The 20,097-nt window shown below is 61.5% G+C and carries 10 protein-coding genes; 7 read left to right on the top strand and 3 right to left on the bottom strand.

Annotated features, from left to right (window positions below):
• Positions 1-181: 181 nt before the first annotated feature.
• A complete protein-coding gene (locus ACVVH8_RS07775; RefSeq protein ID WP_475229350.1) occupies positions 182-8,068 on the bottom strand; it encodes a retention module-containing protein in 7,887 nt (2,628 codons plus the stop codon).
• A 532-nt stretch (positions 8,069-8,600) separates the two neighbouring features.
• Here ACVVH8_RS07775 and ACVVH8_RS07770 point away from each other — a divergent pair.
• The 3 genes from ACVVH8_RS07770 (at position 8,601) to ACVVH8_RS07760 (ending at position 13,667) form a co-directional block, all read left to right on the top strand.
• On the top strand, positions 8,601-9,959 hold the full coding sequence (locus ACVVH8_RS07770; RefSeq protein ID WP_105708539.1) for a TolC family outer membrane protein: 1,359 nt from the start codon (positions 8,601-8,603) through the stop codon (positions 9,957-9,959).
• Between the two features lie 177 nt (positions 9,960-10,136).
• On the top strand, positions 10,137-12,296 hold the full coding sequence (locus tag ACVVH8_RS07765; RefSeq protein WP_475229347.1) for a type I secretion system permease/ATPase: 2,160 nt from the start codon (positions 10,137-10,139) through the stop codon (positions 12,294-12,296).
• Positions 12,297-12,305: 9 nt separating this feature from the next.
• A complete protein-coding gene (locus ACVVH8_RS07760) occupies positions 12,306-13,667 on the top strand; it encodes an HlyD family type I secretion periplasmic adaptor subunit (protein ID WP_315447104.1) in 1,362 nt (453 codons plus the stop codon).
• A gap of 144 nt (positions 13,668-13,811) precedes the next feature.
• On the opposite strand, the gene ACVVH8_RS07755 is transcribed toward ACVVH8_RS07760, so the two are convergent.
• Complete coding sequence (locus ACVVH8_RS07755; RefSeq protein ID WP_315447102.1) at positions 13,812-14,408, bottom strand: tRNA-uridine aminocarboxypropyltransferase; 597 nt, start codon at positions 14,406-14,408, stop codon at positions 13,812-13,814.
• A gap of 18 nt (positions 14,409-14,426) precedes the next feature.
• Entirely contained in the window at positions 14,427-15,320 is an 894-nt protein-coding gene (locus ACVVH8_RS07750) for a LysR family transcriptional regulator (protein ID WP_007956593.1), read from the bottom strand.
• Between the two features lie 291 nt (positions 15,321-15,611).
• Here ACVVH8_RS07750 and speB point away from each other — a divergent pair, with 291 nt between their 5' ends.
• The 4 genes from speB (at position 15,612) to ACVVH8_RS07730 (ending at position 20,096) form a co-directional block, all read left to right on the top strand.
• Positions 15,612-16,562: an agmatinase gene (gene speB / locus ACVVH8_RS07745; protein ID WP_103306197.1), complete on the top strand. Its 951-nt coding sequence runs from the start codon at positions 15,612-15,614 to the stop codon at positions 16,560-16,562.
• 10 nt (positions 16,563-16,572) lie between these two features.
• Entirely contained in the window at positions 16,573-16,995 is a 423-nt protein-coding gene (locus tag ACVVH8_RS07740) for a YybH family protein (protein WP_475229345.1), read from the top strand.
• A gap of 55 nt (positions 16,996-17,050) precedes the next feature.
• On the top strand, positions 17,051-18,553 hold the full coding sequence (locus ACVVH8_RS07735; RefSeq protein ID WP_475229343.1) for a purine-cytosine permease family protein: 1,503 nt from the start codon (positions 17,051-17,053) through the stop codon (positions 18,551-18,553).
• 163 nt (positions 18,554-18,716) lie between these two features.
• The gene (locus tag ACVVH8_RS07730) at positions 18,717-20,096 is read left to right on the top strand and encodes a sodium:solute symporter family protein (protein WP_103306194.1); all 1,380 of its coding nucleotides are present in this window, start codon (positions 18,717-18,719) and stop codon (positions 20,094-20,096) included.
• Position 20,097 lies beyond the last annotated feature (1 nt).

Below are 20,097 nucleotides of genomic sequence, written 5' to 3'. Positions count from 1 at the left end.
TCGGGAGCAAGCCCTCCGCCAACAGCTATCTGTGTCGATCACAAACCTCTGTCACACCACCGAACCTGTGGGAGCGAGCTTTTTCGCGAAGACTGGCCAGTAAGCAACGCAATTCCATCAGGCGAAAAAAACCCGCCGCCCCTTCAATAGGGGCGGCGGGTTTTGTCGTTTCAGGCCTCGATCAGACGGTGTCCACCTTCAACGAATGATCATTCAACATGCCGCTGATGATCGTCGCCGTGTCATGGCCACCGGCAACCACGCCACCCGCTCCCGGCGTGACGCCGTAGTGGCTGGCGAGGTTGACGCCGGCCAGATCGATGGTCTGGTTCGGCGTGGCACCGGCCATGGCGCTGACATCGATGCTGGTGAGCACCGACGCGCCGCTGCCGGTGACGGTGAAGTGCAGGTAGTCATCCAGCGACGCCGTGGTGCCGTTTTCACCTTGCAGCAGTTGCGACAGGTCGAGCTTGTCGGTGCCGGGGGTGAAGTCGGTGATCAGGTCGTGGCCGCTGTTGCCTTTGAGCCACTGGAAGGTGTCGGCCCCTGCGCCGCCCGTCATCGTGTTGTTGCCCATGCCGCCGATCAGCAGGTCATCGCCGCCGCCACCGTTGAGGATGTCGTTGCCCAGGCCGCCGTTGATCACGTTGTTATTGTTGTCGCCGGTCAGGGTGTCGTTGAAGTTCGAACCGACGAGATTTTCGATAGCGGTCAGGGTGTCCGTCCCTGCGCCGACGGTGTTTTGCGCGCCGAGCAGGCCGAGGTTGACCGTCACGCCGGCCGTGGCGTGGGCGTAGCTTGCGGTGTCGATCCCCGTGCCACCGTCAAGCAAGTCGTTGCCCGGGCCGCTGTAGAGCAAGTCATTCCCAGCGCCGCCATGCATTTCGTTGTTGCCCGAGCCTGCGGTGAGCACGTCATTGCCATCGCCACCGTTGAGGATGTTGTCGCCGGTGCCGGCCACCAGAATGTCATCCCCGGCAGTGCCCGTGAGGGTGTGGCCATCCTGATAGGTAATGGTCACAGCAGCGGTATCGCTGCCGCCGTGGTTGTCGTTGGCGGTGTAGGTACCGTTGAAGTCCGGGGTGATGTCGTGGGCCCCGGCGTAGTTGACCGTCATGGTCAGTTGGTAGTTTTCCGCAGCGTTGGTGTTACTGCCGCTGGTGTTGGTGATGTTGGTCACGTGGATCTGATACGTGCCGTCGGCGCTGGCGGTGATGGTGCCGCCATCGGCGATGCCGACGAACGCGCCGCCGTTGAGCGAGTACTCCATGGTGATGTGCCCGGCCGCCAGGTTGTGATCGAGGTTGAGAGTTTCGCCCTGTTTCAGTTTGACGGTGATCAGGTCTTCATCGTTGGCATTGGCGTTGGTCACCGCGCCGAGGTAACCGCTGACCACCAGCACGGCGGTCATCGCTGCGGTGTTGGCGGCAAACGCATTGCGCACATCCGCCAGGCTCTGGTTGGCCGCCGTATTCCCGGTGCCGTTGAAGGTGATCGCACCGCTGCCGGTGAAGTCCGCGCCCTTCGCCGCCCAACCGGTATTGAAACTGGTTGGCGTGGCGTTGAGCGTGTCGCCATTCGGATCAGTGTCGTTGGCCAGCAACAACTCGCCCGGCACCACGATGTTGCTCGACAGCACGTTAGTGATGACGTGGTCGTCCGCCGCCACCGGAGGCGCGTTGGGGATCACTTTCACCGTCAGCGTCGAGCTGGCGAGGTCGCCGTCGTTGTCGCTGAGGGTGAAACCGATGTTTTCGGTGATCACCACCGCGGTGGTTTTCTGCGAGGTGTAGCTGTATTCACCGGTGTCGAGGTTGATCACCAGCGTCCCGCTGTTGTTGGTGGCGATGCTCAGCGTGTTGTTCACGGTGTTGAAGGTGCCATGGTTGGTGCCGCCGCTGGCGACCAGCGAGCCCTGTCCGCCATTGGCTTTTGGATCGTAGGTGTACGTGGTGCCGTCAATGACGATGGATTTGATGAAGCCGCCATCGGCGCCGAACGTACCGCCCTCTCCCAGCAACGAACCGGTAACCGGCGCGCCTTCCACGGTGCCGGACAGCACCGAGTTGAGCTGGTTGAGATCCGTCACCACCACCGCGTTGGTATTGGTGTGGGTGATGCCGTCATACGCCAGCGGATCGAGGTTGGCGTTGCTCACGCCACTGCCCAGGCCGATCGCGTAGTTCTTGATGTTGTTGGCATCGAGGAAGTTTTTCAGCGCCGCTTCGTCGGCAGCGTTGATGTCGCCCTCGTTGGGTTTGCCGTCGGAGAAGAAGTAGCCGACGTTCTGCGCCCCGGTGAGTTTGCCCGAGGTGTTGAACGCGGTCTGCATCACCGCCACGGCCGCGTCGTAGTTGGTGCCGCCGCCCGCCGTGAGGCCGGCGAGAATGGTTTTCGCCGTGGCCACATCGACCCACACCGAGGTGCGGTCGGTAGCGTTGCTGCTGAAGGTAACGAGCTGCACTTTCACATCGCCAAGATCATCGTACTTGTCGAGCAAGGCACTGATCGCCTGCTTGGCCAGCGCCAGCCGCGACAAGCCGGGCACGCCAGAGGCGTCGGCCATACTGCCCGAGATGTCGAGAACGATCAGCAGGTTGGAATCGATCTCCACCGCCGCCACCGAACGATCCGACGCCACGGCTTTGGGCACGTCGTCGACGATGTTGACGACAAGGGTGCTGGTAGTGCTGTTGCCCAACGCATCGGTGGCTTTGTAGGTGAAGCTTTCGCTCAGGGTGTTCGCCCCGTCGTTGGCATTCGGCGTGGTTTTCGGTGCCGAGGTCAGCGTGTAGGTGTAGGTGCCGTCAGCGTTGAGCTGGATCTGTCCGTAAGTGCCGGTGGCGCTGCCGACCAGCGTATAGGTGATCGCGCCCGTGCCGCCGGTGACCGCGCCGACCAGGGTACCGGTGGCGGTTTCGCCGGTGTTGGTCGGGTCGCTGCCGGTGACCGTGCCGGGGGCCAGATCCGCGCCGTCCTTGGTCAGGTCGAGGGCTTTTTCGTAGACCGTCACGTCCTGATCGACCGAGGCCACCAGTTTGCTGTCGGCGACATTGATGGTGATGGTGGTGGTGCTTTCATCGCCGTCACTGTCGCGGATGGTGTAGGTGAATGTATCGGTGGCGCCGGGTGGGCTCACCGAGTTCGGGTTGCTGTGGTAGACGGCGTTGCCCGCCGCATCGAGGGTCAGGTATCCGAAGGCGCCGTTGATGTTGCTGTTGAGGCCGCCGATTGCCGACGTCGCGGTGTTGCTGCCGGCGCGCACGCCCACCACGGCACCGCCCGCCGCAGCACCATCGGCGCCGGTGACGTCGTTGCCGAGCACGCTGATGTTGACCGTGCCACCCTCCGCCACCGAGCCGGTGTCGGCTTTGGCGGTGGGGAGATCATCGATGATGTTGACGTTGATCTGGCCGCTGGCGGTGCTTCCGTCGGTGTCGGTCGCCACCACGTTGAAGTTCTCGGTGAGGCTGTTGGCACCGTTGGCGTTCGGGTGGGTTTCGTTATCCACCAATGTGTAGCTGTAGCTGACCACGCCGGTCGCCGGGTTGTAACCGGTGATGGTGAACGTGCTGCCCAGCGGCGAGACGACCGATTGCGGGAAGCCTGCGGCCAGGCCGTTGGTGACCACGGCAATGCCACCAACGGTGAGGGTTTGCAGACCATCGAGCGCGGTGACGGTAAAGATGCCGCTCTGGGTCAGGGCCGGTGCGTTGGGGCTGGTGCCGTCGCTGAGGTTTTTCTCGTAAACGGTGAGTTCGCCGCCATTGACGTCAAGGCCGTTGAGCACCACCGGATCGTCGTTGTTGTGGATGTTCAGCACCAGATTGGCGGTGCTGGTGTCGCCGTCGGCATCCGTCAGGGTGTAGGTGAAGGTCTCGGTGCCGTTGCCACCGCCGTGCAGATTTCTGAAGTCGGCGTCGCTGGTATCCAGCGTGTAGGTGTAAGTGCCGTTGGCGTTGAGTACCAGGGTGCCGTAGGTCCCGACGATCGTGGCGGGCGTGATCGGACCGGCATTCGGCCCGGTCGCGACGACATCGGCGCCTTGCACGTCGTTGGTCAGCACGTTGCCGGTCAGCGTCAGTTGGCTTTCCGAGGCGGTGTTGGCGTTGCTGTCGTTTACCGCTTTCGGCACGTCATCGACGATGCTGACGACGATGGTGCTGGTGACGACGTTGCCCAGCGAATCGGTGGCCTGATAGGTAAAGGTTTCGGTCAGGGTGTTGGCCCCGTCGTCGGCGTGCGGCGTGGTGGTCGCCGGCGATGTCAGAGTGTAGGTGTAGGTGCCGTTGGGGTCGAGGACGATCTGCCCATAGTTGCCGGTGGCACTGCCGACCAGCGCATAACTGATCGCACCGACGGCGCCGGTGACCGAGCCGACCAGCGTGCCGGACGCGGTTTCGCCGGTATTGCTCGGATCGCTGCCGGTGACCGTACCGGGGGCCAGATCGGCGCCGTCCTTGGTCAGGTCGAGCGCTTTTTCGTAGACGGTGACGTCGGTGTCGCTGGTCGCGTAAAGCTTGCTGTTGGCGACATCGATGGTGATGGTGGTGGTGCTTTCATCACCGTCGGAATCGCGCACGGTGTAGGTGAACACGTCCACCGCGCCCGGGCCGTTCACGGTGTTCGGATTGCTGTGATAAACAGCGTTGCCGTTGGCATCGAGGGTCAGGTAGCCGTAGGTGCCGTTGATTTGCGCGTTCAGGCCTCCGATGGCAGAAGTCGAAGTGTCGGCACCGACGCGTACGCCCACTACTGCGCCAGTCGCGGCCGGGCCGTCAGCGCCGCCGATGTCATTTTCGAGCACGTTGCCGCTGACCGTACCGCCCTCCGCCACCGAGGCTGCGTCGGGATGAGCGCTGGGCAGGTCATCGACGATATTGACGTTGATCTGGCCGCTGGCCGTGCTGCCGTCGGTGTCCGTGGCGACGACATTGAAGTTCTCGGTAATGCTGTTGGCACCGTTGGCGTTCGGATGGGTTTCGTTGTCGACCAGGGTGTAGCTGTAGCTGACCACACCGGTGGTTGCGTTGTAACCGGTGATGGTCAACGTGCTGCCGAGTGGCGTGACGATCGATTGCGGGAAGCCTGCGGCGACGCCGCCGGTCACCACGGCGATACCGCCCACGGTGAGGGTTTGCAGGCCATCGAGGGCGGTCACGGTGAAGGTGCCGCTCTGGGTCAATGCCGGCGCATCGGGACTGGTGCCGTCGCTGAGGTTTTTCTCGTAGACCGTCAGCTCGCCACCGTTCACATCGAGACCATTGAGCAGTACCGGATCGTCGTTGTTGTGGATCTGCAAGACGAGGTTGGCGGTGCTGGTGTCGCCGTCGGAATCGGTGAGGGTGTAGGTGAAGGTTTCAGTACCGTTGCCACCGCCGTGCAGATTTTTGAAGTCGGCGTCGTTGGTGTTCAGCGTGTAGGTGTAAGTGCCGTTGGCATTGAGTTGCAAGGTGCCGTAGGTCCCGGTGAAAGTGCCGGCGGTGACCGGCCCGGTAGTTACACGGTCGGCGCCTTGCACGTCGTTGGTCAATACGTTGCCGGTCAGTGTCAGTTGGCTTTCCGAAGCGGTGGTGGTGTTGTTGTCGTCCACGGCTTTTGGCAGGTCATCGATGATGTTCACATCGAGGGTCGCGTTGGCGGTTGTGCCGTTGTCGTCGACCACGGTGACGGCGAACTGCTCAGGCAGGTTGTTCGCGCCGTTGGCGGTTGGGTGCGCTTCGTTGTCGACCAGGGTGTAGCTGTAGCTGACCACGCCGGTTGCTGCGTTGAAACCGGTGATGGTCAGCGTGCTGCCCAGCGGTGTGGTGACTGATTGCGGGAAGCCTGCGGCGACGCCGTTGGTGACGACGGCAATGCCGCCGACGGTCAGCGTGGTGACGCCATCGAGCGCGGTGATGGTAAACGTGCCGTTTTGGGTCAGTGCGGTTGCATCAGGCGCGCTGCCGTCACTGAGATTTTTCTCGTAAACCGTCAGTTCGCCGCCATTCACATCGAGACCGCTGATGACCACCGGATCGTCGTTGTTGTGGATCTGCAAGACGAGATTCGCGGTGCTGGTGTCGCCGTCGGAATCGGTGATGGTGTAGGTAAAGGTTTCGGTCCCGTTGCCACCGCCATGCAGGTTTTTGAAGTCAGCGTCGGTCGGGTTCAGCGTGTAGGTGTAAGTGCCGTTGGCGTTCAGCACCAGCGTGCCGTACGTGCCGGTAAAAGTACCTGCCGTGATCGGCCCGGCATTTTCACCCGTCGGCACACGGTCGGCGCCTTGCACGTCGTTGGTCAGGACGTTGCCGGTCAGTGTCAGTTGAGTTTCCGAAGCAGTGGTGGTGTTGCTGTCGTCCACGGCTTTTGGCAGGTCATCGATGATGTTTACATCGAGGGTGGCATTGGCGGTGGTGCCGTTGTCATCAACCACGGTGACGGCGAACTGCTCAGGCAGTGTATTGGCGCCGTTGGCGGTCGGGTGCGCTTCGTTGTCGACCAGGGTGTAGCTGTAGCTGACAACACCGGTCGCTTCGTTGAAACCGGTGATGGTCAGCGTGCTGCCCAGCGGTGTGGTGACCGATTGCGGGAAGCCTGCTGCCACGCCGTTGGTGACCACGGCAATGCCGCCCACCGTCAGGGTGGCGACACCGTCCAGTGCCGTGATGGTGAACGTGCCGTTTTGCGTCAGTGCGGTTGCATCATGCGCGCTGCCGTCGCTGAGATTTTTTTCGTAAACCGTCAGCTCCCCGCCCTCGACGTTCAAGCCGTTGATGACCACCGGATCATCGTTGTTGTGAATCTGCAAAACCAGGTTCGCGGTGCTGGTGTCGCCGTCGGAATCGGTGATCGTGTAGGCGAAGGTTTCCGTGCCGTTGCCACCACCGTGCAAGGCTTTGAAATCCGCGTCGCTGGTGTTCAGCGTGTAGGTGTAAGTGCCGTTGGCGTTCAACACCAAAGTGCCGTAAGTCCCGGTGAACGTACCGGGCGTAACCGGGCCGGTGGCCACACGGTCGGCGCCTTGTACATCGTTGGTCAGGACATTACCGGTCAGCGTCAGCAAGGTTTCCGAGGCTGTCGAGGTGTTGCTGTCATCCACCGCTTTCGGTACGTCGTCGGTGATGTTGACGTCGAGCGTGCCAGTGGCGCTGTCGCCGTTGCTGTCGCCGGCAATCACCGTGAACTGTTCGCTGAGGTTGTTCGTGCCGTCGCCGGCGGCATGGGTTTCGTTGCCGTTGAGGGTGTAGCTGTAAGTGACCACGCCGGTCGCCGGGTTGTATCCGGTGATGGTCAGCGTGTTTCCCAGTTGCGTGGTGATCGATTGTGGAAAGCCGACAGCCACGCCCGCGTTGATCAGGCTGATGCCGCCCACGCTCAGGCTGCTCAACCCGTCTGGCGCCGACACGGTGAAGCTGCCGCTCTGGGTCAGCGCGCCGGGATTGGCGGCCGAACCATCAGGCAGATTGGCTTCATTGAGGGTCAACTCGCCGCCGGGCACGGCAAGGCCGCTGAGGGTGACCAGATTGTTGACCGGTGGCGGTGGCACCACCGGCACGGTGTTGTCACCGTTGTCGATGACCGCGTTGTGGCGTTCTTCGGGAAACTCGGGGATACCGCCGAACCCGGCAGTCGGGAAACCGATGATCGGATCGACCCGCCCGCCGACTTCGGTCAGTAAAACGAAACTGTGCCCGCCGCCCAATTCACCCGGCGCGCCGCCCGGTGCATTGGGGCCGGCTGCAGTGGCTTCAGCGGATTTGGTCGGGTCGTCACCGGCGGCGATGGCTTTCTGGATCTGCTCGACGTCGGTCAGTTGCGCCTCGCTCGGGGTCAGCACTTCGGGCGCGTTGACATGCGCCGCCTGATCGGCCAGCAACTGGCTGGTCATGGTCAGGCTGCTGTCGCGGCCCAGGGTCAATTCCTGGCCATTTTGCAGATGAACGGCAACGGCGCCTTCCGCCCCGGTGATCAGTTGATCGCCCGCAAACAAGCGATCCCCTTCAACCAGTGCGCGTTTTGTACCGTCGGCTGACTGAGCGAAAACCTGGCCAATGACTTTAGTAACCGTACCGATGAGCGTTGCCATGTGAAATCCTCCGCTGCCGACCACCGTCGGCACTGGTAAGCGAAGCAGCCCATGGCTCAATCGGGTTGTCGGGGGCGACGCTCGCACCCTCGACAGTTCGTTTCGCAGGTAGCACCTTACGGAAACTTCAGTGCTATCAAGCACTTCCGAACCCTGTTCAAGGCAGCACGCCCACTAACGCTACGTAACGATGGTGAATCACCCGAGTGACAAAAAAATGTCGCTCATCCGTCGCTACGCGTCCCTCCCCTTCAGCAGTACTTCGCCGTATGTCGCAAAGTGAGTGGAACTTTCCTCAAGCCTTTTTGCACTCCCTAAAGCGCATAAAACAAAGGCTTTCGTGCTGAACAATGTGCCGCTTTTTACAAAGCGCATAAGTTTTTTTCGGCATAAGCCTTATGAAAATTTTTTCTTAGCTACGCTTCAGGATGTTCTTAGCTCTGTTGTTACAAGAGTGAAACGCCTACACCTAAAAATATCGTCAAATATTTGGCGACAGTTACACACCATCAGGACTCAGGGAGATGCACCCATGCGCGTTCTAACCCCCCTCTGCAGCGCGGTTTTGCTGGCCATGGCTTGCACTTCTCAAGCCCAGGCCATGAACCTCACCGAGGCGATCCAAAGCACGATTGCGACCCACCCGGAACTGGCTTCGCGCGTGGACGCACGCCTGTCGGCTGATGAACAAGTCAAAGTTGCCAAGGGCGGCTTCTACCCGTCCGTCGATTTGAACGCCGCCTATGGTCGCGGCTACAGCGACAACACCAACACCCGGGCCTTCGGTAATCACCACACGGAGATCCTCAATTACACCCAGTCTGAGCTGCGTCTGCGGCAAATGCTCTTCGACGGTTTCAACACCGCCAACGAGGTCGAACGGACCAAAGGCGTGTCCAATTCGCGCGCGTACTACGCGCAAGGCACCGCCCAGGATCTGGCCCTGCGCACCATCGAGGTCTACCTCGAAGTGCTCAAGCGCCGCGAACTGGTGACGCTGGCCCGGAACAACCTGCAGGCGCACTTGCGGGTCAACGATCAGATCGGCCTGCGCACCGAGCGCGGCGTCGGCAGCACCGCTGACTCCGATCAGTCGGTCGCTCGTAAAGCGTTGGCACAGAACAACCTCGACACCGCCGAAGTCGATCTGGCCGATGCCGAATCAAACTTCTACAGCGTGGTCGGGCGCATGCCCGATGAGCTGGAAACCCCGGCCTCGACCCGTGGCGAGTTACCCACCTCCCTGCCGGAAGCCCAGCAGAGCATGGTCGAGAACAACCCGTATCTGAAATCCGCACAGGCCGACGTGCAATCGGCCGAGAGCCAGTACGAAGTCGCCAAGTCACCTTTCTATCCACGCTTCGACGCAGAAGCTGCGGTGGGCGCGAACAACAACGTGCAAGGCGATGAGGGTCACGACAACGAATGGCGTGTGGGTGTGGTGATGAACTACAACCTGTTCCGTGGCGGCAGCGACAAGGCGCGACTGGCCTCCGATGCGCACCAGATCAATCAGGCGATGGACATCCGCAACAACGCCTTGCGTCAGTTGAACGAGAACATTCACCTGGCCTGGAACGCCATGCTCAACGCGAAGAAACAGACCCCGACCGCCCGCGAATACGCTGAAACCACCAAGCGTGTACGCGCCGCCTATCAGGATCAGTTCGGCCTTGGCCAACGCACCCTGCTCGATTTGCTCGACAGCGAAAACGAGCTCTACAACGCCAACCGCCGCTACACCGAAATCCGCTACACCGAGGAATATTCGATGTACCGCGTGCTGGCGAACATGGGCCAGTTGCTGAGCAAACAACGGGTGGTGCTGCCTGCCGATGCGATCGCCGCGACCGAGGTGAAAAACGAGGCACGTCTGCCCGAGCTGAAATAACCCTTTATGCAAGCGCTGCCGAAGGCTGCGATCTGATCGTTCCCACGCTCCGCGTGGGAATGCAGCCCGTGACGCTCCGCGTCAATGGACGCAGAGCGTCCCTAGAGGCATTCCCACGCAGAGCGTGGGAACGATCAATGTGTGGATTCCCGTGCCCGTTCAACAGAGGCGATCAATATGACCAGCATGGAACCCGGCCATTCCGGGGTCGATCCGCGGCTGAGCTTCGATGATCCGTTACTCGACGGTCTGTTGATCCTCTGCAAACTCCATGGCGCGACGGTCAGTCGCGCCAGCCTGAGTGCCGGGCTGCCCCTGAACAAACAACGCCTGAGCCTCGATCTGTTGCCCCGCGCCGCCGCCCGGGCCGGGTTGCAGGCGCGTTTGCTGCGTCGTGATCTGAAAGATATCTCGCCACTGAACCTGCCGATCCTGTTACTGCTCAACGACGGCCGCACCGCCGTGTTGCGGCGTTTTGGCGATGACGGCAAAGCCCTGATTTTGCCCAGCGAAGCCGATGGCGGCGAGCAATGGGTCAGCCGCGAAGAACTCAGCGAACACTACAGTGGCCAGGCCTTGTTCGCCCGGCCCCGCCACGAACTTGAAGACCTGCGCTCGCCCCTGGTGCCGCGAGTGCATGCGTGGTTTCGCGACACTTTGAAGCTGTCGAAATGGCTCTACAGCGACGCGATCCTTGCCAGTTTCCTGATCAACCTTCTGGGCCTGATGGTGCCGCTGTTCGTCATGCAGACCTACGACCGCGTGGTGCCGAATCAGGCCACCTCGACCCTGTGGGTGCTGTCGATCGGGCTGCTGATCGGCACCGGTTTCGAACTGGTGTTGCGGGTGGTGCGCGCGCACTTGCTGGACACCGCCGGCAAGAAAACCGATGTGATCCTATCCGCGACATTGTTCGAGCGCATCACCGGCATGTCGATGAAGGCGCGGCCGGCGACCATCGGTGGTTTCGCCCAGAGCATTCATGACTTCCAGGGCCTGCGCGAATTCCTCACGGCGGTGACCCTGACCAGTCTGATCGACCTGCCCTTCGTGGTGTTGATGCTGGTAGTGATCGGCCTGCTCGGCGGCTGGCTGGTGGTGATTCCGCTGCTGGCGTTTCCGATCACGATCATGTTTGCCCTGGCCATTCAGGTGCGTCTGCGCGACACCGTGCAGAAGAGTTTGAGCCTCGGCGCCGAACGCCAGGCTTTGCTGATCGAAACCCTCGGCGGTCTGGAAACCCTCAAGGCTTGCAGCGCCGAAAGCGAGCGCCAGCACAAATGGGAAAGCACCCACGGCGCCCTCACCCGCCTCGACAGCCACGCGCGCAATCTATCGGCGCTGGCCACCAACGGCACGCTGTTCATCCAGCAGTTTTCCGGGATGGCGACGATTGTTGCCGGGGTCTACAGCATCATCGCCGGCAACCTCAGCGTCGGCGCGCTGGTGGCGACATACATGCTCGGCAGTCGCGTGCTCGCGCCGCTGGGGCAGATCGCCGGGCTCATCACCCGTTATCAGCAAGCGCAACTGACCATGAAGAGCACCGACGCGCTGATGGCTCTGCCGCAAGAACGCGACGGCAAACAGCGGCCGCTGGAACGTACGCAACTGCAAGGCGCGCTCGACGTCAACGGCGTGACCTTTCATTACAACGGGCAGAATGCGCCGGCCCTGAGCAATGTCAGTTTCAGTCTGAAACCTGGCGAACGGGTCGGCATCATCGGTCGCAGCGGTTCCGGCAAAAGTACTTTGGCGCGGCTGGTGATGGGCTTCTATGAACCGGAAGAAGGCCAATTGCTGCTCGACGGCCTCGACCTGCGGCAACTGGACGTCGCCGACCTGCGCCAGCAGATCGGTTACGTCGCCCACGATCTGCCACTGTTGGCCGGCAGTCTGCGCGACAACCTGACCCTCGGCGCGCGCTACATCAGCGACTCACGCATGCTCGAAGTTGCCGAACTGACCGGCGTCACCGAACTCGCCCGTCAGCACCCGCAAGGCTTTGACCGCCCCGTCGGCGAGCGCGGGCAATTGCTCTCCGGTGGTCAGCGTCAAGCCGTGTTGCTGGCGCGAGCCCTGTTGCTCGACCCGCCAATCATGCTGCTCGACGAACCCACCAGCGCCATGGATAACAGCAGCGAAGACCAGTTACGCCAGAAGCTGCACGAATGGGTGCAAGGCAAGACGCTGCTGCTGGTCACCCATCGCACCTCGATGCTGAGCCTGGTGGATCGCTTGCTGGTGCTGGACAACGGCCGGGTCGTCGCTGACGGTCCGAAAGAAGCAGTCATCGATGCACTGCGCAAGGGCCGTGTCGGCTCGGCGGCAGTCTAGGAGTAAGCCATGTCTGCTGCATCCGATGGCAAATCACGCGGCTACTTCGACAGTTTCGGCAAAAGCGCCGAGGCCGAGTTCATGCCGGAAACCGCCGGCGCCTCGTTGCAGGATTCGCCACGCTGGTCGCGGATTACCGTGTGGCTGGCGGCGGGATTGCTGATCTCGGCGCTGGTCTGGGCCAAATTCGCGGTGCTTGAAGAAGTGACCATGGGCGAAGGCAAGGCGATTCCGTCGAGCAAGGTCCAGGTGATCCAGAACCTTGAGGGCGGGATCGTCACTGAAATCTTTGTCCGCGAGGGGCAAATGGTGAACAAGGGCGACACCCTGCTGCGCCTGGATGACACCCGGTTTCGCTCGAACAAGGGCGAAAGCGAAGCGGATCGTTATGCACTGACGGCCCAGGTCGAACGGCTGTCAGCGGAAGCCGAGGGCCGGCCGTTCAAACTCTCTGATGAAGTGATCGCCAAAGCACCGCAAGTGGCAGAAGACGAGCGCTCGCTTTACGAGCAACGGCAACGGCGTCTGGCCAGCGAACAGCGCACCTTGAGCGAACAATTGCGCCAGAAGACTCAGGAACTGGCTGAATTCCGCTCCAAGCAAGGCCAGTTCAGCTCAAGTCTGGCGCTGCTGCAGCAAGAGATGAACATGTCCGAGCCATTGGTGAAAACCGGCGCGGTGTCCCCGGTGGAAATCCTCCGGCTCAAGCGTAGCGCGGTAGAAATTCGCGGGTCCTTGAACGCGACAACCCTGGCGATTCCCCGGGCCGAATCGGCGATCGCCGAGATCCGCAGCAAGATCGACGAGTCCGAGCAGACCTTCCGCTCCGAGGCCGCCAAAGAGCTGAATGAGAAACGCACGGACCTGTCGAAAATCACTGCCAGCAGCATCGCCATCGACGACCGTGTCAGCCGCACCACCGTGACCTCGCCGGTACACGGGGTGATCAAGCAACTCAAGGTCAACACCATCGGCGGCGTGGTCCAGCCGGGCAGCGACATGGTCGAAATCGTGCCGCTTGAAGACAACCTGCTGATCGAGGCCAAGGTGCGGCCGCAGGATGTGGCGTTCCTGCATCCGGGCCAGAAAGCCATGGTCAAGTTCAGTGCTTACGACTACACGATTTACGGCGGGTTGAGTGCCAAGCTTGAGTTGATCGGTGCGGACACGATCACCGATGACAAGGGCAACAGCTTCTATCTGATTCAGGTGAGAACCGATAAAAACCATTTGGGCGGGGATGTGAAACCGCTGCTGATCATTCCGGGAATGGTAGCGACGGTGGACATTATTACCGGGGAGAAAAGTGTGCTGGATTATCTGCTGAAACCGGTGCTGAAGGCGCGGACCGAGGCGATGCGTGAACGGTAGAGATATCCGGATTTTGTGGTGAATTGAATGGCCTCATCGCTGGCAAGCCAGCTCCCACAGTATCCGGGTCAAACACAAAATCTGTGAACACCTCAGGACCTGTGGGAGCTGGCTTGCCAGCGATGAGGCCAGCAAAGGCACTGATCATTTTTCAGCATGATTGCGCTGAAAAACCTCCTCCCCCATCGCCGCAATCTGCCCCTCGATCAACGCCTCGAACGGCCTCAGCAACGGCGCAAACGTAGTCGGTGCTTCGAGAGTTTCAAGCGCCTGCACAATCGCCTCGATCGTCGACAACGCCCCCGGCCCCGGCGCCTTGCGCAATCGATAGCGCGACACACCGCCCTGCGCCAGCGTCACCCGTGGCAACGCCGCCAGCAGCGGATTGAGGTGCAACATCTTGCGCGCCTTGCGCCAGGTGCCGTCGGGCACCACCAGCAGCAACGGTTCATCAGACTCGCCATACGCCTGCATCGGCAGCGCATCATCCGCCGGAAACAACAACCGCGCCTGATACCCCGGCCGGTTCAGCAACGCCGGCAAATCCTCGAACACCTCACCGACAATCAGTTCGGCATTGGTCAAACCCAGCGCCGCCAAACGCGCGGTATTGAGCGCATGACTGACCTCGCTCGGATGCTGCAACAGCAACACCCGGGTGCGGCTGTCGAGACGGGGGATCAGCGCGCACAGGCAATGGGTTTCGGGGCGCAGGCAGCGCGGGCATTGAGGTCTGGACATACTTCTTGTTCCTACAAGCTAGGCCTGATTGAGCTGGGCTTTGAGCAAATCACGGAAGGTCTGAATCAGCGGTTCACGGCTGCGGCCCCGGCGCATGATCATCGAAAACGGTGCCTGATAACCGAAGGTCGCCGGCAGCAACACACGCAAATCACCCTTGTCCGCCCAGGCTTGAGCGTAGTGCTCCGGCAGGTAACCGATGTAGGCGCCGGACAGCACCAGAATCAGCTGCGCTTCCATACTTTCCACGGTCGCCGCACTGTGTTTGAAGCCGTGCCGGGCCAATTCCGCCTGACTCCAGTAACCGCGTCCGACCATGCGTTGCTGGGTGATGACCTGCTCAGGGATGCGCCGCTCGTTGAACAACGGGTGCCGGCTGCTGCAATACAGCCAGTGCTGCTCGCGGTACAGCGGCATGTAGACCAGACCGCTCATGCGCGTGGAAAACGCACCGATGGCCAGATCGAGGCGGTTGTCCTGCACGCCGAGTTGCAGTTCATACGGGCTCATCACCGACAGATGCAAATGCACCGCCGGATGTTCCTGACTGTAGGCGCCGATGGCTTCGGCGAACGGCAAGGCCTTGTCACTGACGGTGGAGTCGATGACCCCGAGATTGAGCGTGCCGCGCAGTTCACCCTTGAGCGCGGCGGCGTATTGCTCGAAACCTTCGAGTTCGGCGAGCAGGCGCAGTGTTTCCTGATGGAACAGCTCACCTTTACTGGTCAGGCTGAACCCGCCACGCCCGCGATGGCACAGCACCAGACCGAGCGCGGCTTCGAGCTGGCTCATGTAGGTGCTGATCGCCGAGGTCGACAGGTTGAGTTCCTGTTGCGCGTTGGCGAAACCCTGATGGCGCACGACGCTGACGAAAATGCGCAACAGTTTCAGGTCGGGTAAAGCGTTGGCCATGTCTACTCCAAGGATCGTTCCCACGCTCTGCGTGGGAATGCAGCCCGTGACGCTCTGCGTCACCTGCGAGTACGGCTGGACGCGGAGCGTCCGTGGATGCATTCCCACGCGGAGCATGGGAACGAGCAGGTGGGGAAGTCTGGCATTAGTTTAGAAAAATCTGAACTAAGTATTTGCCCGTAGCGATTCTTCCCCTCCACTACATTTCGCAGAATCGGCCCCACAGCGGCGCCCGACCTCCCGTGAACGGCGCGCCGACATAAATAAAACAAAGACGATGAGGCCCTACCCGTGGACAAGATTCTTCACCAACCACTGGGCGGCAACGAAATGCCGCGCTTCGGCGGCATCGCCACCATGCTCCGACTCCCACACCTACCTACCGCTGCCGGTCTGGACGCTGCCTTTGTTGGCGTGCCACTGGACATCGGTACTTCGCTACGCCCCGGGACCCGCTTCGGGCCACGCGACATTCGCACCGAATCGGTGATGATCCGCCCGTACAACATGGCCACCGGCGCTGCGCCGTTCGATTCGCTGTCGGTGGCCGACATCGGTGACGTGGCGATCAACACCTTCAACCTGCTCGACGCCGTGCGCATCATCGAAGAAGCCTACGACAATATCCTCGAGCACAACGTGATCCCGATGACCCTGGGTGGCGACCACACCATCACCCTGCCGATCCTGCGGGCGATTCATAAAAAGCACGGCAAGGTCGGTCTGGTACACATCGACGCCCACGCTGACGTCAACGATCACATGTTCGGCGAGAAGATCGCCCACGGTACGACCTTCCGTCGCGCCGTCGAAGAAGGCCTTCTGGACTGCGACCGTGTGGTGCAAATTGGTTTGCGTGCGCAGGGTTACACCGCTGACGACTTCAACTGGAGCCGCGATCAGGGCTTCCGCGTCGTACAAGCCGAAGAATGCTGGCACAAGTCGTTGGCCCCGCTGATGGCCGAAGTGCGCGAGAAAGTCGGCGGCGGTCCGGTGTACCTGAGCTTCGACATCGACGGCATCGACCCGGCCTGGGCGCCAGGCACCGGCACCCCGGAAATCGGTGGCCTGACGACCATTCAGGCGATTGAAATCGTGCGCGGCTGCCAAGGCCTCGACCTGATCGGTTGCGATCTGGTAGAAGTCTCGCCCGCTTATGACACCACCGGCAACACCTCGCTGCTGGCCGCCAACCTGCTGTACGAAATGCTCTGCGTACTGCCTGGCGTGGTCCATCGCTGAGGATCGGGTCATGAACGAACGTGATCAGGTTTTGCAAGCGGCCGCCGATCTGGTGGCCGCGTTCGCCCGCAACGATCGCGAAGCTTACTTCGGCGCGTTCAGCGCCGACGCAAGTTTCGTCTTCTACACCCTCGAACAGCCTTTGCTGTCGCGCGATGCCTATCAGGCCTTGTGGGACAGCTGGCGCGCCGAGGATGGCTTTGAAGTGCTGTCGTGCACTTCGAGCAACGCCTTCGTCAGCCTGCAAGGTGACGTGGCGATTTTCATCCATGACGTGGCCACCGAGCTGCGCATGCAAGGGGAGCAACACTTCAGCCAGGAGCGCGAGACGATTGTTTTCACGAAACAAGCGTCGAGCCTAGAACAACAAGGCCATTGGCTGGCCTGCCACGAACATTTGTCCGCAATGCCGGAAGGGCTGCCATCCCCTTAGCCAAGACAGGTGACGTTCACGCACGATGAACGCGCCTTTATGATCGGAGCAGATCATGAATAACAACAACAACGACCAAAGCCTTACGCAGATTGAAACCCACGGGGTCGAACAGATCCCGGACCACGAACGCAGCGCAGGCCCGACGGACTTGTTCCGGATGATCTTCGGCGGTTCGAATACCTTTGCCACCGCCGTGCTCGGCAGTTTCCCGGTGCTGTTCGGCCTGTCGTTTCAGGCCGGCATCTGGGCGATTGTTGCGGGCGTGCTGCTCGGCTCGCTGATCCTCGCACCGATGGGCCTGTTCGGCCCGCTCAACGGCACCAACAATGCCGTGTCGTCCGGTGCGCACTTCGGCGTGCACGGGCGGATCGTCGGTTCGTTCCTGTCACTGTTGACCGCTATCGCGTTTTTCTCGCTCTCGGTGTGGAGTTCGGGGGATGCGCTGATCGGTGGTGCGAAACGCCTGATCGGTCTGCCGGAAACCGACCTGACTCTGGGCCTGGCCTACGGTCTGTTCGCGATTCTGGTGCTGACCGTGTGCATCTACGGCTTCCGCTTCTTGCTGTGGGTGAACAAGATCGCGGTGTGGAGCGCCAGCCTGTTGTTCCTGCTGGGCATCTTCGCCTTCGCCGGTCCTTTCGACGTCAACTACGCCGGCACGGTGAGCCTCGGTCAGCCGGGTTTCTGGGCCGCGTTCATCGGCGCCGCGCTGGTAGCGATGAGCAACCCGATTTCCTTCGGCGCGTTCCTCGGCGATTGGTCGCGCTACATCCCGCGTGACACCTCCAAGCAGCGGATCATGGCGGCGGTTGTGCTGTCGCAGATCGCCACGTTCATCCCGTTCCTGTTCGGCCTGGCCACCGCGACCATCGTTGCGATCAAGGCGCCGGACTACATCGCGGCGAACAACTACGTGGGTGGTCTGCTGGCGGTGTCGCCGAGCTGGTTCTTCCTGCCGGTGTGCCTGATTGCGGTGATCGGCGGCATGTCCACCGGCACCACCTCGCTGTATGGCACCGGGCTGGACATGTCCAGCGTGTTCCCACGGGTGCTGTCGCGAGTCAAGGCGACGCTGCTGATCGGCGTGCTGTCGATTGCCTTCATCTTCATCGGGCGCTTTGCGGCAAACCTGGTGCAGAGCGTGTCGACTTTCGCCGTGCTGATCATCACCTGCACCACCCCGTGGATGGTGATCATGATCATCGGCCTGCTGGTACGTCGCGGCTTCTACTGCCCGGATGACCTGCAAGTGTTCACCCGTGGCGAACAGGGCGGACGCTACTGGTTCAGCCACGGCTGGAACTGGCGTGGTCTGGGCGCGTGGATTCCGAGCGCGGCGGTCGGCCTGTGCTTCGTCAACCTGCCGGGGCAATTCGTTGGCCCGCTGGGCGAAATGGCCGGTGGCATCGACATCAGTCTGCCGGTGACCCTCGGTCTGGCGTCGGTGGTGTACCTGACGCTGCTGAGCCTGTTTCCGGAACCGCGCGAAGTGTTCGGCCCGACGGATGCGCGTAGCCAAATCGTGGAAAAACCTGAACTGCGCCAGGCTGCCTGACGCAGATCCCCTGTAGGGGTGAGCCTGCTCGCGATAACTGCAGCACATCCAATAAAGATGTGACTGACAGACCGCTATCGCGAGCAGGCGAAGGCCTACAAAGGGCAGCACCACTGAACCAAATTTGTTTCACCATAAAAAAGACAATCGGAGACACGCCATCATGGCTTTGGATTTATTCGTCGTCCTCATCTACGCCGCCGGCATGCTCTTGCTCGGCTACTTCGGCATGCGCAAGGCCAAGACCAACGAGGACTTTCTCGTGGCCGGTCGTAACCTAGGCCCGAGCCTGTATATGGGCACCATGGCCGCGACCGTGCTCGGTGGCGCATCCACCGTCGGCACCGTGCGTCTGGGCTACGTGCACGGCATCTCCGGTTTCTGGCTGTGCGCGGCACTCGGTTGCGGCATCGTCGCGCTGAACCTGTTCCTCGCCAAACCGCTGCTGAAACTGAAGATCTACACCGTTACCCAGGTCCTGGAAAAACGCTACAACCCGATGGCCCGCTCGGCGAGCGCGGCGATCATGCTGGCCTACGCGCTGATGATCGGCGTGACTTCGATCCTCGCCATCGGCACCGTGCTGCAAGTGCTGTTCGGCCTGCCGTTCTGGATCTCGGTGTTGCTCGGCGGTGGTGTGGTGGTGGTCTACTCGGCCATTGGCGGCATGTGGTCGCTGACCCTGACCGACATCGTCCAGTTCATCATCAAGACCGTTGGCCTGATGTTCATCCTGTTGCCGATCTGCCTGTACCGCGTCGGCGGTTGGGATGAGTTGGTGCTGAAACTGCCGGCCACTGCCTTCAGCTTCACCACCATCGGCTGGGACACGATCATCACCTACTTCATGATCTACTTCTTCGGCATCCTGATCGGTCAGGACATCTGGCAACGGGTGTTCACCGTCAAGACCGCCAAAGTCGCGCAATACGCCGGCAGCATTGCAGGTATCTACTGCATCCTCTACGGCCTGGCCTGCGCGCTGATCGGCATGGCCGCGCACGTGCTGATCCCGGATCTGGACAACGTCAACAACGCCTTCGCCGCCATCGTCAAACTGTCGCTGCCGGACGGCATCCGTGGTCTGGTGATCGCTGCGGCACTCGCGGCAATGATGTCCACCGCCAGCGCCGGCCTGCTCGCCGCTGCCACCACCCTGACTGAAGACCTGTTGCCGAAACTGCGTGGCGGCAAACAGTCGAGCCTGGGCATCAACCGATTGTTCACCCTGCTGACCGGCATCGTCGTGCTCGGTATCGCGCTGGTGGTGAACGATGTGATCAGCGCCCTGACCCTCGCCTACAACCTGTTGGTCGGCGGCATGCTGATCCCGTTGATCGGGGCGATTTTCTGGAAACGCGCGACCACCGCCGGCGCCATCGCCAGCATGGGCCTGGGCTTTGCCACCGCGCTGCTGTTCATGTTCAAGGACGGTCTGGACGCCAACACGCCGATCTACTACAGCCTGGCTGTCGGTCTGGTGAGTTTCGTGGTGGTCAGCCTGGTCTCCCCTCGCCCGGCGACCGTGGCCAGCGCGATCTAAG

Source organism: Pseudomonas trutticola BRTCR10 (assembly GCF_056155105.1).
This window is presented reverse-complemented; position numbering and strand designations above follow the sequence as displayed.